Here is an 18,752-nt window from a genome sequence, read left to right as displayed (position 1 = left end):
TTTTTTTATTGGGGTTGTAAAATTTGACTAAAGTAGCAGTATTATTGCCTGCATATAATGAAGAGGTAGCAATTGCAAGTATGATTCTATTATCTGAAAGATATGCTGATGAAGTAATTGTCATAGATGATGGAAGTACTGACAGAACAGCAGAAGTGTCTGAAATTGCTGGAGCAACAGTGTTACGTCATAAAATTAATCAGGGGAAGGGTGTTGCTTTAAAAACAGGTTTTGCATATGCTAAAGATTATGATATTATAGTAACGATAGATGCGGATGGTCAACACAACCCATCAGAAATACCATTATTAATAAAACCAATAGAAGACGATGAAGCAGATTTAGTAAATGGGAGCAGGTACCTGAACGGTCAGGATACTTCCACTCCAAGATATCGTAGAGTAGGACAAACCGTACTAGACACAGCAACAAATATTGCTTCAGGAGTAAAACTAACAGATTCTCAGAGTGGTTTCAGAGCATTTTCATCAAAATGCTTCAAATATTTTAACTTTGATCCTGAAGGCTTCGGAATAGAAAGTGACATGTTAATCGAAGCATCAGAAAATAATTTAAGAATACTTGAAGTTGAAATTACAGTACGTTATGATGTGAATACAACAAGGGCTAATCCGGTAATTCAAGGGTTATCTGTATTATTTAGGGTTCTGGAATTGATGAGATTAAACCGGCCATTAATTTATTATGGTATAGCCGGGGCAATAATCCTCTTCTTTGGAATATTAATACATTTAACAGTGAATGCTTCAGGACTTTCAACAAACATATACCTTTCAGCAATAGGTATATTTGTAATATTAATGGGAATTGTTTTATTCTTATCTGGAGTAATGACTGATTATATGAATCGTTTTAAACATTAGTTTAAATAAAATAAAATGCTGTTAAATAAAACTATATTATTAATAAAATAAAGAGTAAGATATAAGTAAAAATATAACAATGGAGAACGTATAATGAATTTTGAAGATTTTAAGGGTAAAGTTATATTTATTGGTGCAGGACCAGGAGATCCTGAATTAATTACAGTAAAAGGTGCAGAAGCAATTAAAAATTCTGATGTAATAATATATGCAGGTTCACTGGTTAACCCTGCAGTATTAGACATTGCAAAAGATGATGCTAAAATTTATGATAGTGCATCTATGAATCTTGATGAAATAATAGATGTAATCAAGGATGCTCATGATGAAAACAAGATTATTGCCAGGGTACATACAGGAGATCCTGCAATATATGGTGCAATAGCTGAGCAAATTAATCAATTAAAGGAATTAAATATTGGTTATACTATTATTCCTGGTGTAAGCAGCTTATTTGGTACTGCAGCAGCACTTGAATCACAGTTAACCTTACCTGAAGTTTCACAAACAATTATTATAACAAGACCTGAAGGTAGAACACCTAAGCCATCAAAAGAAGCATTAGCTAAACTGGCAACACATAATGCTACAATGTGCATATTCCTTGGTATTCATATGATTGATGATGTGGTAACAGAGCTACTTAAGGAGTATGATGAAGAAACTCCTGTTGCTGTTGTTAAAAAAGCTACATGGCCTGATCAGGAAATTGTTCGTGGAAACCTTTCTAATATTGCACAAAAAGTTCATGATGCTGGTTTCACAAAAACAGCAATGATTGTTGTTGGTGATGTATTAGATCAACAAAGTGGAGAACAATCCAAATTATATCATCCAAGCTTTGCTCATATGTACAGAGATGCTGAATAAGCATTTCAAAACTTTTCTTTTTCTAATTAATTATTTAAAAATAGTATTATTCTTTCTTGTTTTATAAAAAAAATTTTTAATGGTGGGGAATGTTGATTATAATTTTTCATTTCTTAAATCGATTGTATCTGCAAGGTCTGGACCTGTAGATATGATTGTGATTGGAACACCAACATCTTTTTCAATATCTTCGATGTAATCTCTAGCTTCTTGGGATAAATCTTCATATTTGTTTACTTTAGCACATTCAGGGTATAATCTGTCTATACATGTTAAAGCTATTTGAGTAGCACCATTTATCATACATGAACGTTTTGCAAATTCTTTGTCAAATAATCCAACTCTTCTTTTACGGCCGGTTACTACACCATATTCTTCAATTCCCATCTTTTCTGCTTCTTCTGGTGATATTTCGGTTGGGAATGGTCCTTCACCTACTCTTGTTACATATGCTTTGAATATGACAACTACTTCATCTACTTTTGTTGGACCTATTCCAACATCGGCTGCTGCTGTACTGGCGCATGTATCTTTACTAGTTACAAATGGATATGTTCCATAGTATAAGGATAATCCGAAACCTTGTGATCCTTCTATGAATACGTCTTTACCTTCTTCTATTGCTTTATTTACTTCCGATGGTACATCTGTTATGTATTCTTCTAATTCTGGGATGTCTTTTGCATAGTCGATTGTTCTGTTTATACGATCTGCATTTGCTGGTCCACATCCACTTCCTGTTGTTCCGATTTTTTTAGATAAATATGATGAATCTTTATCTGCTTGTGTGTGTTTGTCTGTGATTATTGCACAGTTTGCATCCATGAAGGTTCTTCCTTCTACTGTATATTTGTTTAAGTATTCTAATTCATGTTTGAATACTTCTGGATTTACTAACACTCCTGCTCCTATTAGTAACCTGGCTTCGGTGTTAAAGAATCCTGATGGGGTTAGTCTTAAACCATATTTTTCTCCATCACATTCGACGGAGTGGCCTGCGTTTGGGCCTACACCTGCTCTTGCTATGATGTCTGGTTTGTCTTTTGTACAAAAGTAGGTTATACATTTACCTTTACCTTCGTCTCCCCATTGTCCACCAACTAAAATGGTACATGTCATAAAAAATCGTGTCTCCTTATATATAATTTCAATTTTATTTTAAATTGATAAACTTATAATTTTTTTATAAGACCTTTATAATTATTTATCTTTAAGATATGTTAAAAACTTTTCTATAAATTTTCTTTTTTTTGATAGATGTGGTTATATGTTTTAACTTAGAAAATTATTAACTTTTCCCAGTAAACCTTTTTTAGGCTCTGGTTCATCTTCAATGGATCCTTCTAAATCTTTTTCATATATTCCCTTTCTTGAATCGTATAAAATACTTTTTTCTTCTTCAATTTTTTCTAGGATTTTGTCAATGTCTTTGTATCCTTTCACTGTTATTATTATGTTTAATTTGTGGAAAATATTGTTAAATTTCATGTTTTCTTTTTTATATGCATGTATTTCTGAATCATAGGTGTCTTGGTCTGGGGAACTGTTTAATGGGTGTATGTACTTGTTATCTGAGTTTTTTATTGGTTCTGTGTAGAATATTATGTAGTCTTCTATTAGGCCTAATTTGTAGTATTCGAATAATATGTTGAAGTATATGTTGCTTGTCATGTGGTTTGTGTAGGCTGTCCAGTCTGAGTAGTTTGTTTTAAAACCTCTTTTTAGTAGTACTACGTCTGAGTCAAAGTTGTCTTGTGATATGTATACGAAGTCGCTGCTTAGTTTTATTGCGTTTTGTATGGATTCTTTGGATTCGATTTGTCCTGGTAGGTATTCCATGTAGTCTTTGCATATTGTGAATTTAAAGTGATGTAATGTGTTTTCGTTGATTATGATGTTTGAAGGGTTTCCTTTTAGTATTTTTTGGGTTTTAAGATTTGGGTCGTTGTTTATTTCTTCGATAAGTTGATCGTTTTTTTCGGGGTTGCTTTCGAATCCTATTCCGTTTTTTCCACCAAATTTTTTGCATAGTTTGAAATTTGGTATTTGTTTATAGCTGAAATTTAAAAAATCATAATTATCAAAGTAATTGTTGTTTGTTGGTTCTGTGTTTTCAGTCATCTAAATCACTTGTCTAATAATGTTTATAGTTATGTGTTTAATATCTATTATAGTTATTTTATTTTTAATTTATTATAATAATTTGGTTAATTATTTATATATTGTTTAATAAAATAATTATATGTTAATAAAAGTTTCAAGGAGTGAATAATCGAATATAAATCTTTTAAAACAAATTATGAATTTTGACAGAGACTACTATTACGTAAAATATGAAAACAACAATACACTATTTAACGAAATACAAAATAAAAAAATAGACTTAATAAAAAACAATCAAATATACTCTCATTTAACAGAAAATTCCGAATATTTCTATCTAATTCTAAACGATACAGATTTAATAGGATTTTTTTCACTAAATATAAAGAAGAAATACGTTATAATATCCTCATTATATGTTTGTAAAGAATACAGAAAAAATGGTATTGCAACAGAAATAATTAATGATGTAATATTTGCAGTAAAATACAATATCAAATTTCATATCAATTGTATAATAGTGAATTCATACGCTGAATCTGCATTATTTTTCTTAAAAAGAGGATTTGATTTTTGTAAATTGAATAAAAAATTAAATTATAAAAAAAGGAATATGATTTTAATGAAAAAACATTTTTAACTTCTTTTCCTTTTTCTTTTACGTTGGCTGTTTAAGTCTTCAAGGACTCTTTCATTGATATAATTACCTTTATTTAACTTAGAATAAGAGATGTTGTTAACACTCTCAGAATATTTGCGTTCAGGATTATTTTCACGTAAACGTTGAATATATAATGAAATAATCTTTGATAAGTATGTATCCTTAGTAAAACGTCCATCAATAGCTATGCTTTTTACACCCATCTGTTTTAATTCATCAACCTCATCAATTAGGCATAACATGTCATTATTGAAGAAGTGGCTTTGCTGGTTATAATCGAAGTATATCTTATATTTTGCCTTGTTCTCTTTATCTTCCAGTACAACATATTCTTCTGGTTCTATATCTAAGTCAAATCCTTCGTTAAGGTTTGAAAAGTTATCCTTGGATACCATTATTTCCTGGTTTCCTTGAACTATTAATTCTAGTTCTGTATCGTATGGTTGTGATTTTCGGACTAAGTCACGAATTTCTTCCTTGGATAATTCACTGGATATTGTTGTTGATTTGAAATTGTTTTTTGCTAACATTGCGACGCTGTATTCGTTCCAGATGTTTAGGTTGTGTGATCCGTAAACCTTATTATTTGGGAATGATAATGTTAATGAGGGTGAATCTCCCATTATTGAAATGTTTATGTTGTCTTTTTGAAGATTGTTGTTGATTTCTTTGATTTTTTCGAGATCTTCGTCTGATGTGAATGCTGAGATTACCCATACTAGTTCTTTGTCAACAGCTATTTGTCTTGCTTGTCGTAGAATGTTTTCTATGTTTTCAAAGTAATCTTTTTTGTTATTGTATATGTATGATGGGTCAAAGTATATGCTGTCTATAGGGTTTCTATTTGCAATAGTTAATAATTCCAGGTTATCCACATATACATTTAATTTCATATAATCTGTTTTTTCAATATGCGTGTTCTTATTTTTATTATCCTTGATATATTTCTTAATGTTTTTACGTAAACTACCTGCTTCATTAGGGTTAGGTATAAAATACTCTAAGAGTTTCTGGGATGCAATCTCTAAAACATTTCTTCTAATATTATTAATCTTACCAATAGGCATAAACACATTCTCAGGCAAATCAGTAACCTTCACATTCTCAACAATAAAAGGAGTATTCCCACTTTTCACCATCTGATTAACAATAGTCTCCTCATCCAACGGTTTATTAATAGCATCATCAAACTTACGCTCAGACTTATAACCAAAACTAATAATATCATCATTAACCTTAAAACTAGCATTAACAATCATACTACGCTTCTTATTAGAAGTAATATCCATAGACAATGGAATATGTGGCTCTACACGTTCTTTCTGGAATTGCTTCTGCCTATCATGCAACTCCTTAGAATAACTAATATAAACCTCAGAACCAACCCTAATATCACGAGTAGTTTGAATATGAATAAAATCATCAGTTTGTTCAACAATCTTATCCAAATAAATACCACGAATATGATTATTATGCTTAAAACCAATACCATCACCCTTCTGAAGAACAGGATGATCCTTACTATCAAAAGTTATGACAACATCCTCACCATCAATAGACTTAATCTTACCCAAATACAAACCCTGATGGAAAGAACTTTTTCTACCCATAACCTCCCCAGGAGTATCATCTAAAATATAACCATTAGTATAATACCGATTAAAAATTAAATTCAAATCTTCCTCAAGTTTCTTAACAAGATCATCACAAGAATCATCATTAATATGATCAATAATCGTCCTATAAGAATTAACCACCGTAGCAACATAATCCGCAGATTTCAATCGACCCTCAATTTTTAATGAAATAATTCCAGCATCAGATATGGCTTTAACATTCTTATAAGTGGCAAGATCATGGGTTGAAATAAGACAACCATTACTAATACTATGATTATGATACCTAAGCTTATACATGGACCTGCATGGCTGAGCACAAGCACCTCTATTAGCACTACGACCAGAAATAAAAGAGGACATATAACAATCACCAGAAATACAGTAACATAATGAACCATGACCAAATACTTCTAAATCCATAGGAATACTATCCTCTTCAAGCCTAGAAGAAATACTTTTAATCTCACCTATACTCATTTCACGAGGCAAAATAACTCTTTTAATCCCCTCATTATAAGCCCATAATACACTATTATAATCACGTAAAGTCATCTGAGTAGATGAATGAACCTCCATATCAGGTAAAAACTTATTAATCAAATACACTAATCCAATATCCTGAACAATAACCGCATCAACACCAATACGATACAAATACTGAACATACTTCAATACTTCAAGAACTTCATTACTATTAAAGAGAGTATTAACAGTAACATGAACGCTAGCCCCATTTAAATGAGCATAACTAACAGCTTTCTCCATATCCTCCGAAGTAAAATTATGAGCAAAGGCTCTAGCACCATACCTCTCACCACCAATATACACGGCATCTGCACCAGCATTAACTGCTACAACAAGTATATCATAAGAACCAGCAGGTGCTAATAATTCTGATAAAACCATTTAAACTCTCCATAAAATTTTCATTAAAAATCAGTTAATACTATTATTTATTAATTTTTAAATACAAATATTTTAGTAATTTCAACATGATAAATAATCATAACCAATTATGAGGCTAACATATATGATACTAGACCAATATCCAGAATTATATTCAGGAATACTTCTTGTTATAAAGGTAGCTTTAGCAATCATTATACCAATAATAATATTCACAATAATTAACAAGACAATACAAAAATATAAATCATATAATTCAGTATCAAAAGGCTCTTTAGAAATATTATCAAAAATACTAAGATATTTAACATTTCTAATAATAATACTTGGAATATTAGATGTATTGGGAATTGATATTCATTCATTATTGGTAAGTGTAGGAATAGTGAGCCTAGCAGTAACACTAGCCGCAAAAGACACACTAAGCAACGTAATCTCAGGAGCAATAATAATCCTAGAAAAAAGATTTGTCGTAGGAGATATGATTGAGATAGACGGCCATAAAGGAATTGTACAAAAAATAGGATTCAAATCAGTAGAATTATTATACAAGAAAAAATACATGGTAGTACCAAACGTATTATTCACAACCAAACCATTCATCAATCATACAAGAAATGGATACTATGCAATATACTTTAATGTAACAATACTTAACCGATACAATTTTGACGAAAAAATATCCCAATTAGAAAAAATACTAGACGATACCCCTTCAATATTAAAAGAACCAAAATATCTTATAATGATAAAAAACATCACAACATCAGGAGTAGATGTTAAAGTAAAAGCATATATTGAAGATCCAAACATGGATACAAAAACAGTGTCTGAAATAATTAAAAGAATAAAAAGAGAAATGGTATTGGATGATATGTATTAATAATTTATTTAGCTGCAGATTCATCAGTAAGTAATTCTGCAGTATAAATTTTTATTTCTAAATCTTTAGCAAATAAATCCTTTGTTTCCTGACCAAACAATAAGAACTCTTCTGTTTTCATATGTTTCTGTAAAGCTTCAGATGACTGCCATTGTTCAACAAAAGTTAATGAATTATCCTGTACATTTTTATACAAGTTATAACTAATATTTCCTTCATGAGTTTTTGAAGCATTTATTAAAGGTTCTGCTTTTTCAAGAATTTCATCTAATTTTCCTTCTTTTGGTTCAAAAGTTGCATTTACAATAATCATAATTATACACTCCTTTGTTTGAATATTTGTTTAATCAATATTTATACCTTTTCAAAAATTTAAAGAGTATATGAAAAATATACTCTAAAAAAATATTATTCTAAACTGTAATAGTTTTTCTTGCTTCTAAAAAATTCTCATTTCCATAATAACAAGCACTAATACTGTTAACACATGGAATTTCAGTAATATTATACACTATGTTATAACTTTCATTAACATCCATCTTGGGAAGAATTGTCTTATCATTAATCTTAATGGCAACTAATCCACTCTCAGGTAAAACATTATTATCCCCAAGCATCTTGACAGATAAATATAACTTATCCGTAATAGTATAGTCTATGATAAAATGAACTGTTTTCTTAGATTCTTTCACAGTAATATTGTTGTAATGTAAATTATACTTATTATTTCCAGTAAATGTTAATGAAATATCGTATTTATTATTATAATTACTTTTTAACTTATAATTTTCTAAAACTACCATACCATTCTTTACTTTCAATATTTTCACGGTTTTACCATTAACTTTTAATGCAACTGAACCAGCATTAACATTATTATCATTTTCATCAACAACATTTACACTTAAATTCATATAGCTATTGGAAATATTACAACTCATAAAACTATGAGTGTTGTATTTAATCACTGATACTAATGTTGTGTCAGAGAATTCTTCTAGGTTATCGTTGTCACAGATTATTTTTAACATATATTTTTTCTTTGTTAACGATTCACTTAGTTTATAATTTTCAATAATTAAATAATTATCTTTAAAACTACATGTAAAGTTCTTAATTTCCTTATAATTGAATATTACATGAATATTGTCTATGCTGCTTTTGTTGTAATTATTAATGGTGGCACTGATATTAGTCACATCACCAGGGTGTGAAATAAAAGTATTAATCTTGATTTCTGGTTTAATAAAGACTATATCTTCAAGGAATGTGTAAGTTTTATTCTCTTTTCTACTGTATATATTGAATTCTAAATTCAAATCTTCATACCTATTTGGAAGTAAATAAAATGTAATGCTCCTGTTTTCATTAACCTCTAACAAACTCAGATGAAGAGTGTTATTTTCCTTATCGAATTTATCAGTTGAATTAATATAAGTTAATTCATTTGGCAATACATTATTTAATATGATATTCTTAACCTTGACATTTCCTGTGTTCTTAATCTCCATGTTAAAGGTAATATGGTCTCCATATATGAATGATTTTGTTATATTGGTAATTTCAAGGGTGTATTTCTCATCAAGGTATGATAAATCAATAGGTGATGTCTTATTTCTAAAGTCAGTTACTCCATCATAGTTTAATATTATGTTCCTTAATTCTTTGTTATACGGGTATTCTATGATAAATTCCGGTTTTAATACTTCTTCTTCACATAATTTGCTATTATTTTGATATAAATATAATTTTCCTGATTTAACACTTGTATTATATATCTTATCAGTTTCTAAACGGCCACTGATAACAAAATTATTTTCATTTGTTCCTAAGGAATTATTCAGGTATATTTTCAGATAGTTTCCTTTATACTCGTTACCAGTCACTTCCTGGAAAACAGTTGTGCTTCCTTTAAATAAGTCCTCTGCTGTATTGTTAAAAAATTTAGTATTTTTTACATGCACATTTCCATTAAAATCATATAATATTCCCTCATCTAGTAAGGAGGTATTATTTTTAAAGAGGGATTCTTCTATAATTATTCTGGAATTTTCATACTCATTTTTTATTCCACAGGTTCTGTTTGCAGTATTGTCTAGTATTGTCATGTTTCTAGATTTGAATAAGAATATTTCAGTATTATTTTCATTATAACTACTGTGGATTAATGTTTTATTAATGTAATTGCTGTAAATACTGGTATTTTCTATAGTGGCATTGTTGCAATATTTTAGTATTGTGTTAACTTTGTTATTGTATATTTTTGAATTATTCAGAACAATATTCCTGTTAGTTAGAATTGTATTGTTTATGTTGTTGTCATATATGAGGATGTTGTTAATGTTGCATTTGTTATCGTTGTTTATTATGTTGCTTGAATTTTCGTTTATAAAGGAACAGTTTGTTATGTTTAGTTGGGATAGTGTATTTTTGATGATTGAATCGTTTGCATTTTCATTTATGAAGGTGGAATTTTGGATGTTTGTTATTGTTTGTCCTAATAATTTTATTGTAGATCCTTGGAGGGAGGTGTTGTTTTGGAATGTGCAATTGATTATATTAATTACATTATTTTGATCAGGGTTTTCATTGATGTATATTGTGCTTCCATCGATATGTTCTCCATTGTTCTTGAAAGAACAGTTTTTAATGTAAAGTGAACTGTCTGTATATATTGCTCCTCCACCTAGTGTTGGTTTTATAGTGTGTCCTCTGTTGTTTTCGAATTTCACATTTTCTAGTATTAGCATGCCTGAATTTGTTAGTGCGGGTCCGAATTCACTTTTTGTGTTTAATATTGTGAGATTGTTTATAGTTAGGACTGCGTTTAATGGGTTTCTTAGGAAACTGTATTTGTTTTGTCCGTCGATTATTGAATGGTTTCCGTTGATTGTTATGTTATGGGGTGTTGTTGAATATAAGTCATTTGTGAATATGTTTGTTAATTTGTATGTGTTTTGTTTTAGGTTTATTTCATGATTTGTAGTGTTTGATGATTTTATTTTTGTTATTGTATCTCGTAGGTTATTATATGTGTTCACATTGCTTATTTCTGTTTTTTCTGTGTTTGTTTCCTTGGGGGTTGTTGTGTTTTCTGTGTCTGTTGCGTATATGGCATTATTTAGTATTAATAATAATGTTAAAAGTATTAATATTTTTAAATATTTATTAAAACTCATTATTTAACTTTATAACTCCTATATATTTTATAAAAAATAACTAGTCATATTATACAATGACTAATAAATAATCTATATTAATGACTATTTATAATTTTTGATAAACAAAAATTAATATTACACTAAATACAAATATAAACATATAAAACAAATAGTATATGCATAAATAACATGTAAAATATATAAAAAACAACAAAAATTAAAAAAAAATAATACAAATAAAAATTAATCAAGAAACGATTAAAACAAATCATACTACTACAAAAAAAAATAAATCTATCAAAAAAAAACATGACAAAAAAAATAAGGAGTTATATTATGAAAAAAATGGGATTCGGAATGATGAGACTACCACAAACAGACAAAAACGATTTTAGCAATGTTGACCAAGAACAAGTAAATAAAATGGCAGATAAATTTATAGAAGCAGGATACACATATTTCGACACAGCATACCCATACCATGATGGAAACAGTGAAGTAGCATTAAGAAAAGCAGTAGTAGAAAGATACCCACGAGATTCATTTGTAATAGCAGATAAACTACCACTATTCGCAATAACCAAAGAAGAAGAATTAGAACCAATATTCCAGGAACAACTAAAAAGATGCGGAGTAGACTATTTCGACTACTACCTACTACACAACGCAAGCGGATTCTCAGAAGCAGGATTCATCGGAGTAAACTCATTCGAATTTGCAATACAAAAGAAAAAAGAAGGAAAAATAAAACATCTAGGACTATCATCACACGCAAATGCAGAATACATAGAAAACCTACTCAAAAAATATCCAGAAATGGAATTTATCCAACTACAAATCAACTACCTGGACTGGGAAAATGAAGGAGTAGAAGCAAGAAAATGTTACGAAGTAGCAAGAAAATATGAACTTCCAATAGTCATAATGGAACCACTAAAAGGAGGATTCCTAGCAAACCTACCAGAAGAAGCACAAAAACTAATGGAACAATACAATGATGATAAACCAGTCGCATGGGCACTCAAATATGATGCAAGCTTAGAAGGTGTGTTCATGGTACTCAGTGGAGCAAGTAGTCTAGAACAAATGGAAGAAAACATAGAAATATTCGAAAACTTCGAACCAATCACAGATGAACAACAAGAAATAATAGACAAAGTAGTAAAAATAATCAACAGTCAAATAACAGTACCATGCACAAAATGCAAATACTGCATAAATGCATGTCCTAAAAACATAAACATACCAAAACTATTTGACTGGTATAATAACCAAAAAATAGAAAACGTTGATATATTCACAGCAGTAGGTAATGCATACGTTAACTATTCAAAAATAGAAGGTAACGGAATAGCTTCTGACTGTATAAGCTGTGGATTATGCGAAAAAGAATGTCCACAACACATTAAAATACCAGAAGTAATGAAGGATGTTAAAGAAACATTTGAAATTCCATTATATGGTTTTTCAAATGAATAATCATCCATTCCACACTCTTTTTTTTCATATTTTAAAGAATTTACGAGTATTACTAGTAACAATATCTCCTAATTCCTCATAATCCATATTCATCTCTTTAGCAATTCTCTTTAAAATATGTGGTAAATATTTAGGATCATTCCTATTTTTCTTAGGTTTCGGAGATAAATCACGAGGTAACAAAAATGGACCATCAGTTTCAATCATCAACCGTTCAGGAGGAATAACCTTAATAGCCTTCAATAATTCATCATTCCTTCGTTCATCACAAATCCATCCCGTAACTCCAATATAACAACCCAAGTCCAGGTAATCCTCAGCTTCATACTTAGTACCTGTAAAACAGTGAACAACACTTCTAGAAGCAACTTTAGAATGTTTACGCATAATCTTAGCAAAATCATCATAAGACTCACGATCATGGAGAAACAAGGGCATATCTAATTCTTCTGCTAACTCAATCTGCTTTTCAAACCATTTTCTCTGAACAGGTTGTGGCGAAAAGTTTCTATTATAATCTAATCCACACTCACCAATAGCAACCACACAATCCTCTTCAGCAAGTTTTCTTAAAGTATCAATAGTATTTTCATCACAAGTTTTAGCATCATGAGGATGAACACCACAAGTAGCATAAACACAGGAATTGCCTCTAGCATATTCAACAGCACTAATACTGGACCTTATACTACTTCCAGTAATAATTGATTTAGTCACACCAACTTTTCTAGCTTCTCTTAAAACATCTAACCTATCTTTATCATAAGATTTATGCATCAAATTAAGACCAATATCTATTAATTCCATAAAATCAAACTCCTAAAAATTATATAAAAATGTTCCAATAGTTATAGTTAAATTTGCTTCAATAAATGCAGCAACTAATAACATAATCACAATTAATATAATCAGTATGGCCACATCTATAAACATTTTAACAAAATTATTACAAGCATCAGCAAAAATTTCTGACTTATTCTCCATATTTAATTTAATTCCATTTAACAACACAAGAAGTGCATGAGTAATTCTTAAACCAGCTGCACAAGATAATATTATTGCAAATAACTCAATTATTCCATGAGGTAAAGTAAATGCTAAGAAATATTTAATATTTGTAATAGCCCCTGAAAAACCTATAAACAATGCATTAAACACTAACAGGTACACTGTATATGTACTAAGATAAAATCCGCTTAAAATCATATTCGCTGCAACAGAGAAATTATTGATAAATAAGGGGATTGTTTCCAATTTCACTGTTCCTTCTTGAACACCATTATGTAAGTTTTCAACAGAAGGCATTACTAAAGGCTGAAATACTCCCGGATAAAAGTATCCTAAAATCAGAAATATTACAAATAACAGTAATGAAAGAAGAATATGATATTTTATCCTAGAAACAAAAGACTTTATATTAAAGTCATCATCATTCATGTTTGGATAATCATACCTGTTATAATAAATCTCTTCTAAACATCTTGATACTAGAACACCAGTTAATGCTATTATAATAAATAATGCATAATTCTTACTAACAGAATAAACTATAATCCCTGCTAAAACATAAAGAGGGTATGAATACTTAGCAAAACCTTGAATAACGGATTCAGTAAGTATCAATGTAAGAATGATTAGAAAAGGAAGTTCTAAATCAAGTATTTCAACAAAACCTGCCTTAGTAGCCCATGCACATATTGAATAGATAAGAATTGAGATAATTACAGGAGCAATATATCGAGTTGCTTCTATTTTCTTAGGAGATGTTTGTACACCTTCTTGTTCTTCTTTAACATTTTCATTATTGGTGAAATATATTATGTTATGTTTATCACTTGTTAATCTTTGAGTTGAATTATTTTCATCCATATATTTCCTCCATATTTTTTTTCTCAGCAGTTTTTTTCTCTTAATAAATATATTGATATTATTGGTATAAATTAATTGTTAATTATATTAGTTATTTCTTAGATAAACTCTACTAAGGGAGGACAAATGAATGGAATTAATAATGTTGGGAACAGGGAATGCTTCAGTATTAAATTGTTATAATAGCTGTTTTTTACTGAAGGATGATAATAACCTCATTCTAGTAGATGGTGGGGGAGGAAGTGGCATATTTAATCAATTGGATAAGGTAGGAATCAATTGGAAACAGATACAAAATATTATAGTTACACATAAACACATGGATCATCTTATAGGGGTATTGTGGATAGTTAGAATGTTCTGTCAGCATACTAATCGTAACGAACACGAAGGAACTTTAAATATCTATTCTCACAATGAAGTCATATTCCTAATAAGAGACTTCATAGAAAAGTTCCTGGAAAAAAAAGACCTTCAATTATTGAATAAATCATTATTTTTAATAGAAGTGAAAGATGGCGAATCAAGAAATATATTTAATAAAGAAGTAACATTTTTTGATGTATGTTCAAATAAAGCAAAACAGTATGGATTTAAGATTAATTATGAAGAAAACAAGAATTTAACTTGTTGTGGCGATGAACCATACAATAAAATTAATGAAAAACATGTTAAAAATAGTGACTGGTTAATTCATGAAGCTTTTTGTCTAAAATCAGAAGAAAAATTGTTTAAAGCATACGAGAAAAATCATTCAACAGTTGCTGATGCATGTAGAGTAGCAGAAGAATTAGGGATAAAAAATCTGGTATTATATCATACTGAAGATAAAAATATTAAAAATAGGAAAGAATTATATCTTTCTGAAGGTAAAAAGATTTTCAAGGGAAATTTGTATGTTCCCTATGATTTAGAAGAAATTTCCATTTAATTTCTTTGTATAACTATTTCTATGGTTGATACATTGGTACTAGTTCCGTCTTCACGGAATATTTCTTCAGTAGAAAGTTTCACATCATCATCATTTGCATCTGTAATGAATCTGTTTGTAACAATTTCTGCTACATCCACAGCTTTACTGATGTTTTTTCCTCTTGATTTAACAGTAACTTTATCTAAACCTTCAAGCATTCTTGTGTTAATAGATAAAACATAATTCATGGTAGGTTTTTTTCCAATATACATTATGGAATCGTTAAAATCAAAACTTCTTTTTTCAACTTTCTCTTCTGTACTTTTATTATCTTTAAGAGGTGCAGTTGTTTTATTTTCAATTTTTGAAGCACTTGTCTTTTCAGTAACTTTATCAGCATTGTTACTTGTTGTGTTGTTATTGTTAGCATCTGCAATTAATCCTAGTTTTCTTAATTCTTGTGTAAATGATAAATTTTCACTCATTGTATTAAACCTCTAATATAATCCTATATTTATTTTTGTATTTACTAAGTAATAATATTTTTTTTTAATTATTTTTAGTAACCGTGATGTTCAAGAACATGGAACATTTTATATCGTGGAACTTTTAGGATGTCATGTGTGTTCTGACGATTATATTCTATTGATAATTCGTTTAATTGTTTAAAAACTCTTCCTTCAGCTATACGTATAATGAATTTAATATCATCAACAGTCAATATTTTATCGGGATTTTCTAGTAATCTGTCAATTTCTTCATTAAATTTAATAATTTCAACAGCTAATTTTCCATCATAGTGTAATTTATTGTCTATGCAATATGATAATAGGTACTTGTAATAATATTTAAAAAAATTTAATTCTCTTGTAAAATCTAAAATATTAAGTGTTAATTTTTTAGTATTCATATGATGAACTCCTAGTAATAGTTATTTAGGATAATGTTTAAATAGGTTTACATTAATGGGATTATTAATAGTAATATTGATATAATTGATTGAATATATATAATTATGAGAATGTAGGGGTGAAATGGTGAATTATAAACAATTATTTTGGAATCCTATAGCTTTTTTCATAAGTTTTATGATGAGTATTATTATGCCTATAATATTTGCTGTTCCTAGTGGTATGCCTTTAGAAATATGTTTCTTGTACTGGCCTTTAAGATGGGTTGTAGCATACTTTATAGTAACATTATTTGTTAATAAAATAGCATTTAGGCTAGCTCAAAAAGTATTTGGTTTTAAACCAGGGTTCTAAACTACTATTTTTTTATAATTTTTATCTTTTTTATTGAAAACTTATTTATTTAATCATTTTAATATTTTTAAATAATCACAGAGTATTGGGGATATGATATGGTGAAAGATAAACATGTAATAGAAGCATTAGGTAAAGCAGAAGTAATTATAGAAAATGGTGAAATAACAAGTGTAAGTGAACCAGTTATAGATTACTGTCCAATATTTGGGAAATATCATAATATTAAACAAATAACCCGGGAAGACATAAGAAAAAACATACAATACAGGATAGATGACTTTGGTATGTGTACAAAGGACAGAATCCTTAAAATGGATGACATGTTATCTGTAGGAATATCGGAAATACTTAGAAGTAATGTTGAAATAGGAAATATTGATTGTGTTGTTGGAGCATGTGATGGTGCAGGAACAGTACTGATGACTGATCCGGATATTGTGCAGGGAGTCGGTGGAAGAGTATCTGGACTTGTAAGTACAACACCGATACCTGAGATAATTGAAGGTTTAGGTAGTGAAAATGTTTTAAACCCTGAAACTGCAGAGTTAAATCAAATTAAAGGATTAAAAATGGCAGTAGAACGAGGTTTTAAAAATATTGCTGTGACTGTTATTCCGTCTGTTATTGTGCATGAAATAAGGGAATATGAAGTACCTGATGATGTAAATGTTTACATATTTGTTGCTCATACTACAGGTACAACAAGGCAAGAAGCAGAATCAATATTTGAGGATGCTGATATAATAACTGGTTGTGCATCTAAAGCTATTCTTGATGTTGCACAGTCCAAGAAACCTTATTATTATGGTGAATCTGTGCCTATTTTTGCAGTAACTGAGAGTGGTAGGAAGTTTTTGGATGACAGGTTACGTCATGTTAATAAATCGTTAAGTGTAAATGAATATCCGTTGGATTTGGATAAAAAACCTAAACCTTTGATTTAAAAAACTTATAATTTATCATGATAATTCATGATAAATTATATATACTAATCTAACCAAAATAATACTAGAAAACCATAAGACAACACTTATGAAAACCAAAAACAAACAAAAAGGATACAGATGACAAAAATGAATATAAAAAAAGTAGTAGTAGCAGGTGGAGGAGTACTTGGAAGTCAAATAGCATTCCAAAGTGCATTTTCCGGATTCGATGTAACAATATGGTTAAGAAGTGAAGCATCTATAGAAAGAGCACAACCAAAATTAAATAGGTTAAAAGAAATATATATAAATACAATGGAAGAAATGAAAACAAATCCACAAGCATACTGCAGAGGATTTACAGACAAGACAAAATTAACAAACGAAGAAATAGAACAACTAAAACAAAAGACAGAAACAGCCCATAAAAACATACAATTAACAACAAGTTATGAAGAAGCAGCAAAAGACGCTGATTTAATAATAGAAGCAATAGCAGAAGACCCAAAACAAAAAATTCCATTCTACCAAGAATTAGCAAAACACATGCCAGAAAAAACAATCTTAGTAACAAACTCATCAACACTATTACCAAGCACATTCGCAGAATACACTGGCAGACCAGCTAAATACTTAGCATTACACTTCGCAAACGAAATATGGAAAAACAATACTGCAGAGGTAATGGGACACCCAGAAACCGAACAAAAATATTATGACGAAGTAGTAAAATTTGCAGAAGCAATAAACATGGTTCCATTACAACTTAAGAAAGAACAACCAGGATACATACTAAACTCAATGTTAGTACCATTCTTAAGTGCAGCAGAAGCATTATATGCAAATGAAGTAGCAGATCCAGAAACAATAGACAAAACATGGATGCTAGCAACAGGAGCACCAAATGGACCATTCAGAATACTTGATGTGGTCGGATTAACCACAGCATATAATATAGTAATAATGAATCCAGAAGCTAAAGATCCAACAACAACACCAGGAAAAATAGCAGCCAAATTAAAAGAAAAAATAGATCAAGGAAAAACAGGAATAAATGCAGGAGAAGGATTTTACAAATATAATTAAATAAAATCAAGAATTAAAACTCTTTTTATTTTATTATTTTTTTCACCAATCTCCTATATTAAATAATAACTTTTCCTAATTTTAAACAAAATAAACATAAAAAAATTTAACATAGGAGGGAATA

General features: G+C 29.4%; 17 protein-coding genes. 8 read left to right on the top strand and 9 right to left on the bottom strand.

Going from position 1 to position 18,752, the window contains the following annotated elements:
• Window positions 1-23 precede the first annotated feature (23 nt).
• Both PXD04_RS18970 and cobM read left to right on the top strand, forming a co-directional pair.
• A complete protein-coding gene (locus PXD04_RS18970) occupies window positions 24-884 on the top strand; it encodes a glycosyltransferase family 2 protein (RefSeq protein ID WP_323736386.1) in 861 nt (286 codons plus the stop codon).
• Window positions 885-977: 93 nt separating this feature from the next.
• The gene (gene cobM / locus PXD04_RS18965) at window positions 978-1,754 is read left to right on the top strand and encodes a precorrin-4 C(11)-methyltransferase (protein WP_323736385.1); all 777 of its coding nucleotides are present in this window, start codon (window positions 978-980) and stop codon (window positions 1,752-1,754) included.
• 96 nt (window positions 1,755-1,850) lie between these two features.
• On the opposite strand, the gene PXD04_RS18960 is transcribed toward cobM, so the two are convergent.
• Window positions 1,851-2,873 carry an adenylosuccinate synthetase gene (locus PXD04_RS18960; protein WP_323736384.1) on the bottom strand — a complete coding sequence of 341 codons (1,023 nt, stop codon included), beginning with the start codon at window positions 2,871-2,873 and terminating at the stop codon, window positions 1,851-1,853.
• A 153-nt stretch (window positions 2,874-3,026) separates the two neighbouring features.
• Window positions 3,027-3,875, bottom strand: coding sequence for a hypothetical protein (locus PXD04_RS18955; RefSeq protein WP_323736383.1), 849 nt, complete (start codon window positions 3,873-3,875; stop codon window positions 3,027-3,029).
• A 178-nt stretch (window positions 3,876-4,053) separates the two neighbouring features.
• Between PXD04_RS18955 and PXD04_RS18950 the strand changes: the two genes are divergently transcribed.
• A complete protein-coding gene (locus PXD04_RS18950; RefSeq protein WP_323736382.1) occupies window positions 4,054-4,497 on the top strand; it encodes a GNAT family N-acetyltransferase in 444 nt (147 codons plus the stop codon).
• Here PXD04_RS18950 and PXD04_RS18945 read toward each other — a convergent pair.
• Complete coding sequence (locus PXD04_RS18945; RefSeq protein ID WP_323736381.1) at window positions 4,494-7,043, bottom strand: U32 family peptidase; 2,550 nt, start codon at window positions 7,041-7,043, stop codon at window positions 4,494-4,496. The two genes, PXD04_RS18950 and PXD04_RS18945, sit on opposite strands and share 4 nt — an antisense overlap.
• Before the next feature lie 124 nt (window positions 7,044-7,167).
• Between PXD04_RS18945 and PXD04_RS18940 the strand changes: the two genes are divergently transcribed.
• Window positions 7,168-7,926 carry a mechanosensitive ion channel family protein gene (locus PXD04_RS18940; protein WP_323736380.1) on the top strand — a complete coding sequence of 253 codons (759 nt, stop codon included), beginning with the start codon at window positions 7,168-7,170 and terminating at the stop codon, window positions 7,924-7,926.
• A gap of 4 nt (window positions 7,927-7,930) precedes the next feature.
• Here PXD04_RS18940 and PXD04_RS18935 read toward each other — a convergent pair whose 3' ends face one another.
• Window positions 7,931-8,239, bottom strand: coding sequence for a putative quinol monooxygenase (locus PXD04_RS18935; RefSeq protein WP_323736379.1), 309 nt, complete (start codon window positions 8,237-8,239; stop codon window positions 7,931-7,933).
• Window positions 8,240-8,339: 100 nt separating this feature from the next.
• Window positions 8,340-11,105 carry a hypothetical protein gene (locus tag PXD04_RS18930; RefSeq protein WP_323736378.1) on the bottom strand — a complete coding sequence of 922 codons (2,766 nt, stop codon included), beginning with the start codon at window positions 11,103-11,105 and terminating at the stop codon, window positions 8,340-8,342.
• A gap of 318 nt (window positions 11,106-11,423) precedes the next feature.
• On the opposite strand from PXD04_RS18930, the gene PXD04_RS18925 reads away from it, so the two are divergent.
• Window positions 11,424-12,566, top strand: a complete 1,143-nt coding sequence (locus PXD04_RS18925) for an aldo/keto reductase (protein ID WP_323736377.1) — start codon at window positions 11,424-11,426, stop codon at window positions 12,564-12,566.
• A gap of 24 nt (window positions 12,567-12,590) precedes the next feature.
• On the opposite strand, the gene PXD04_RS18920 is transcribed toward PXD04_RS18925, so the two are convergent.
• Entirely contained in the window at window positions 12,591-13,373 is a 783-nt protein-coding gene (locus PXD04_RS18920; RefSeq protein ID WP_323736376.1) for a TatD family hydrolase, read from the bottom strand.
• 12 nt (window positions 13,374-13,385) lie between these two features.
• Window positions 13,386-14,435 (bottom strand): stage II sporulation protein M, encoded by a 1,050-nt coding sequence (locus PXD04_RS18915; protein WP_323736375.1) that lies wholly within the window; start codon window positions 14,433-14,435, stop codon window positions 13,386-13,388.
• A 130-nt stretch (window positions 14,436-14,565) separates the two neighbouring features.
• Between PXD04_RS18915 and PXD04_RS18910 the strand changes: the two genes are divergently transcribed.
• Window positions 14,566-15,366 (top strand): MBL fold metallo-hydrolase, encoded by an 801-nt coding sequence (locus tag PXD04_RS18910; RefSeq protein WP_323736374.1) that lies wholly within the window; start codon window positions 14,566-14,568, stop codon window positions 15,364-15,366.
• Here the strand turns inward: PXD04_RS18910 and albA are convergent.
• Both albA and PXD04_RS18900 read right to left on the bottom strand, forming a co-directional pair.
• A complete protein-coding gene (gene albA / locus PXD04_RS23455) occupies window positions 15,363-15,833 on the bottom strand; it encodes a DNA-binding protein Alba (RefSeq protein WP_409988255.1) in 471 nt (156 codons plus the stop codon). The genes PXD04_RS18910 and albA overlap by 4 nt on opposite strands.
• 74 nt (window positions 15,834-15,907) lie before the next feature.
• Window positions 15,908-16,258 (bottom strand): hypothetical protein, encoded by a 351-nt coding sequence (locus tag PXD04_RS18900; RefSeq protein ID WP_323736373.1) that lies wholly within the window; start codon window positions 16,256-16,258, stop codon window positions 15,908-15,910.
• 453 nt (window positions 16,259-16,711) lie between these two features.
• Between PXD04_RS18900 and PXD04_RS18895 the strand changes: the two genes are divergently transcribed.
• Complete coding sequence (locus tag PXD04_RS18895) at window positions 16,712-17,560, top strand: methanogenesis marker 8 protein (RefSeq protein WP_323736372.1); 849 nt, start codon at window positions 16,712-16,714, stop codon at window positions 17,558-17,560.
• Window positions 17,561-17,689: 129 nt separating this feature from the next.
• On the top strand, window positions 17,690-18,628 hold the full coding sequence (locus PXD04_RS18890) for a 3-hydroxyacyl-CoA dehydrogenase (RefSeq protein WP_323737477.1): 939 nt from the start codon (window positions 17,690-17,692) through the stop codon (window positions 18,626-18,628).
• Window positions 18,629-18,752: the final 124 nt, after the last annotated feature.

Source organism: Methanosphaera sp. ISO3-F5 (assembly GCF_034480035.2).
GTDB lineage: Archaea > Methanobacteriota > Methanobacteria > Methanobacteriales > Methanobacteriaceae > Methanosphaera.
Note: the sequence above shows the minus strand (reverse complement) of the source record. Positions and strands in the feature narration are given on the sequence as shown.

What these genes read in the sequence shown, in the direction of transcription:
- cobM (WP_323736385.1), top strand. Translation starts at nt 978, where the DNA reads ATGAATTTTGAAGATTTTAAGGGTAAAGTTATATTTATTGGTGCAGGA.
- PXD04_RS18890 (WP_323737477.1), top strand. Translation starts at nt 17,690, where the DNA reads ATGAATATAAAAAAAGTAGTAGTAGCAGGTGGAGGAGTACTTGGAAGT.
- PXD04_RS18940 (WP_323736380.1), top strand. Translation starts at nt 7,168, where the DNA reads ATGATACTAGACCAATATCCAGAATTATATTCAGGAATACTTCTTGTT.
- PXD04_RS18900 (WP_323736373.1), bottom strand. Translation starts at nt 16,258, where the DNA reads ATGAATACTAAAAAATTAACACTTAATATTTTAGATTTTACAAGAGAA.
- PXD04_RS18895 (WP_323736372.1), top strand. Translation starts at nt 16,712, where the DNA reads ATGGTGAAAGATAAACATGTAATAGAAGCATTAGGTAAAGCAGAAGTA.
- PXD04_RS18930 (WP_323736378.1), bottom strand. Translation starts at nt 11,105, where the DNA reads ATGAGTTTTAATAAATATTTAAAAATATTAATACTTTTAACATTATTA.
- PXD04_RS18945 (WP_323736381.1), bottom strand. Translation starts at nt 7,043, where the DNA reads ATGGTTTTATCAGAATTATTAGCACCTGCTGGTTCTTATGATATACTT.
- PXD04_RS18925 (WP_323736377.1), top strand. Translation starts at nt 11,424, where the DNA reads ATGAAAAAAATGGGATTCGGAATGATGAGACTACCACAAACAGACAAA.
- PXD04_RS18910 (WP_323736374.1), top strand. Translation starts at nt 14,566, where the DNA reads ATGGAATTAATAATGTTGGGAACAGGGAATGCTTCAGTATTAAATTGT.
- PXD04_RS18920 (WP_323736376.1), bottom strand. Translation starts at nt 13,373, where the DNA reads ATGGAATTAATAGATATTGGTCTTAATTTGATGCATAAATCTTATGAT.
- PXD04_RS18960 (WP_323736384.1), bottom strand. Translation starts at nt 2,873, where the DNA reads ATGACATGTACCATTTTAGTTGGTGGACAATGGGGAGACGAAGGTAAA.
- PXD04_RS18950 (WP_323736382.1), top strand. Translation starts at nt 4,054, where the DNA reads ATGAATTTTGACAGAGACTACTATTACGTAAAATATGAAAACAACAAT.
- PXD04_RS18955 (WP_323736383.1), bottom strand. Translation starts at nt 3,875, where the DNA reads ATGACTGAAAACACAGAACCAACAAACAACAATTACTTTGATAATTAT.
- PXD04_RS18915 (WP_323736375.1), bottom strand. Translation starts at nt 14,435, where the DNA reads ATGGATGAAAATAATTCAACTCAAAGATTAACAAGTGATAAACATAAC.
- PXD04_RS18935 (WP_323736379.1), bottom strand. Translation starts at nt 8,239, where the DNA reads ATGATTATTGTAAATGCAACTTTTGAACCAAAAGAAGGAAAATTAGAT.
- albA (WP_409988255.1), bottom strand. Translation starts at nt 15,833, where the DNA reads ATGAGTGAAAATTTATCATTTACACAAGAATTAAGAAAACTAGGATTA.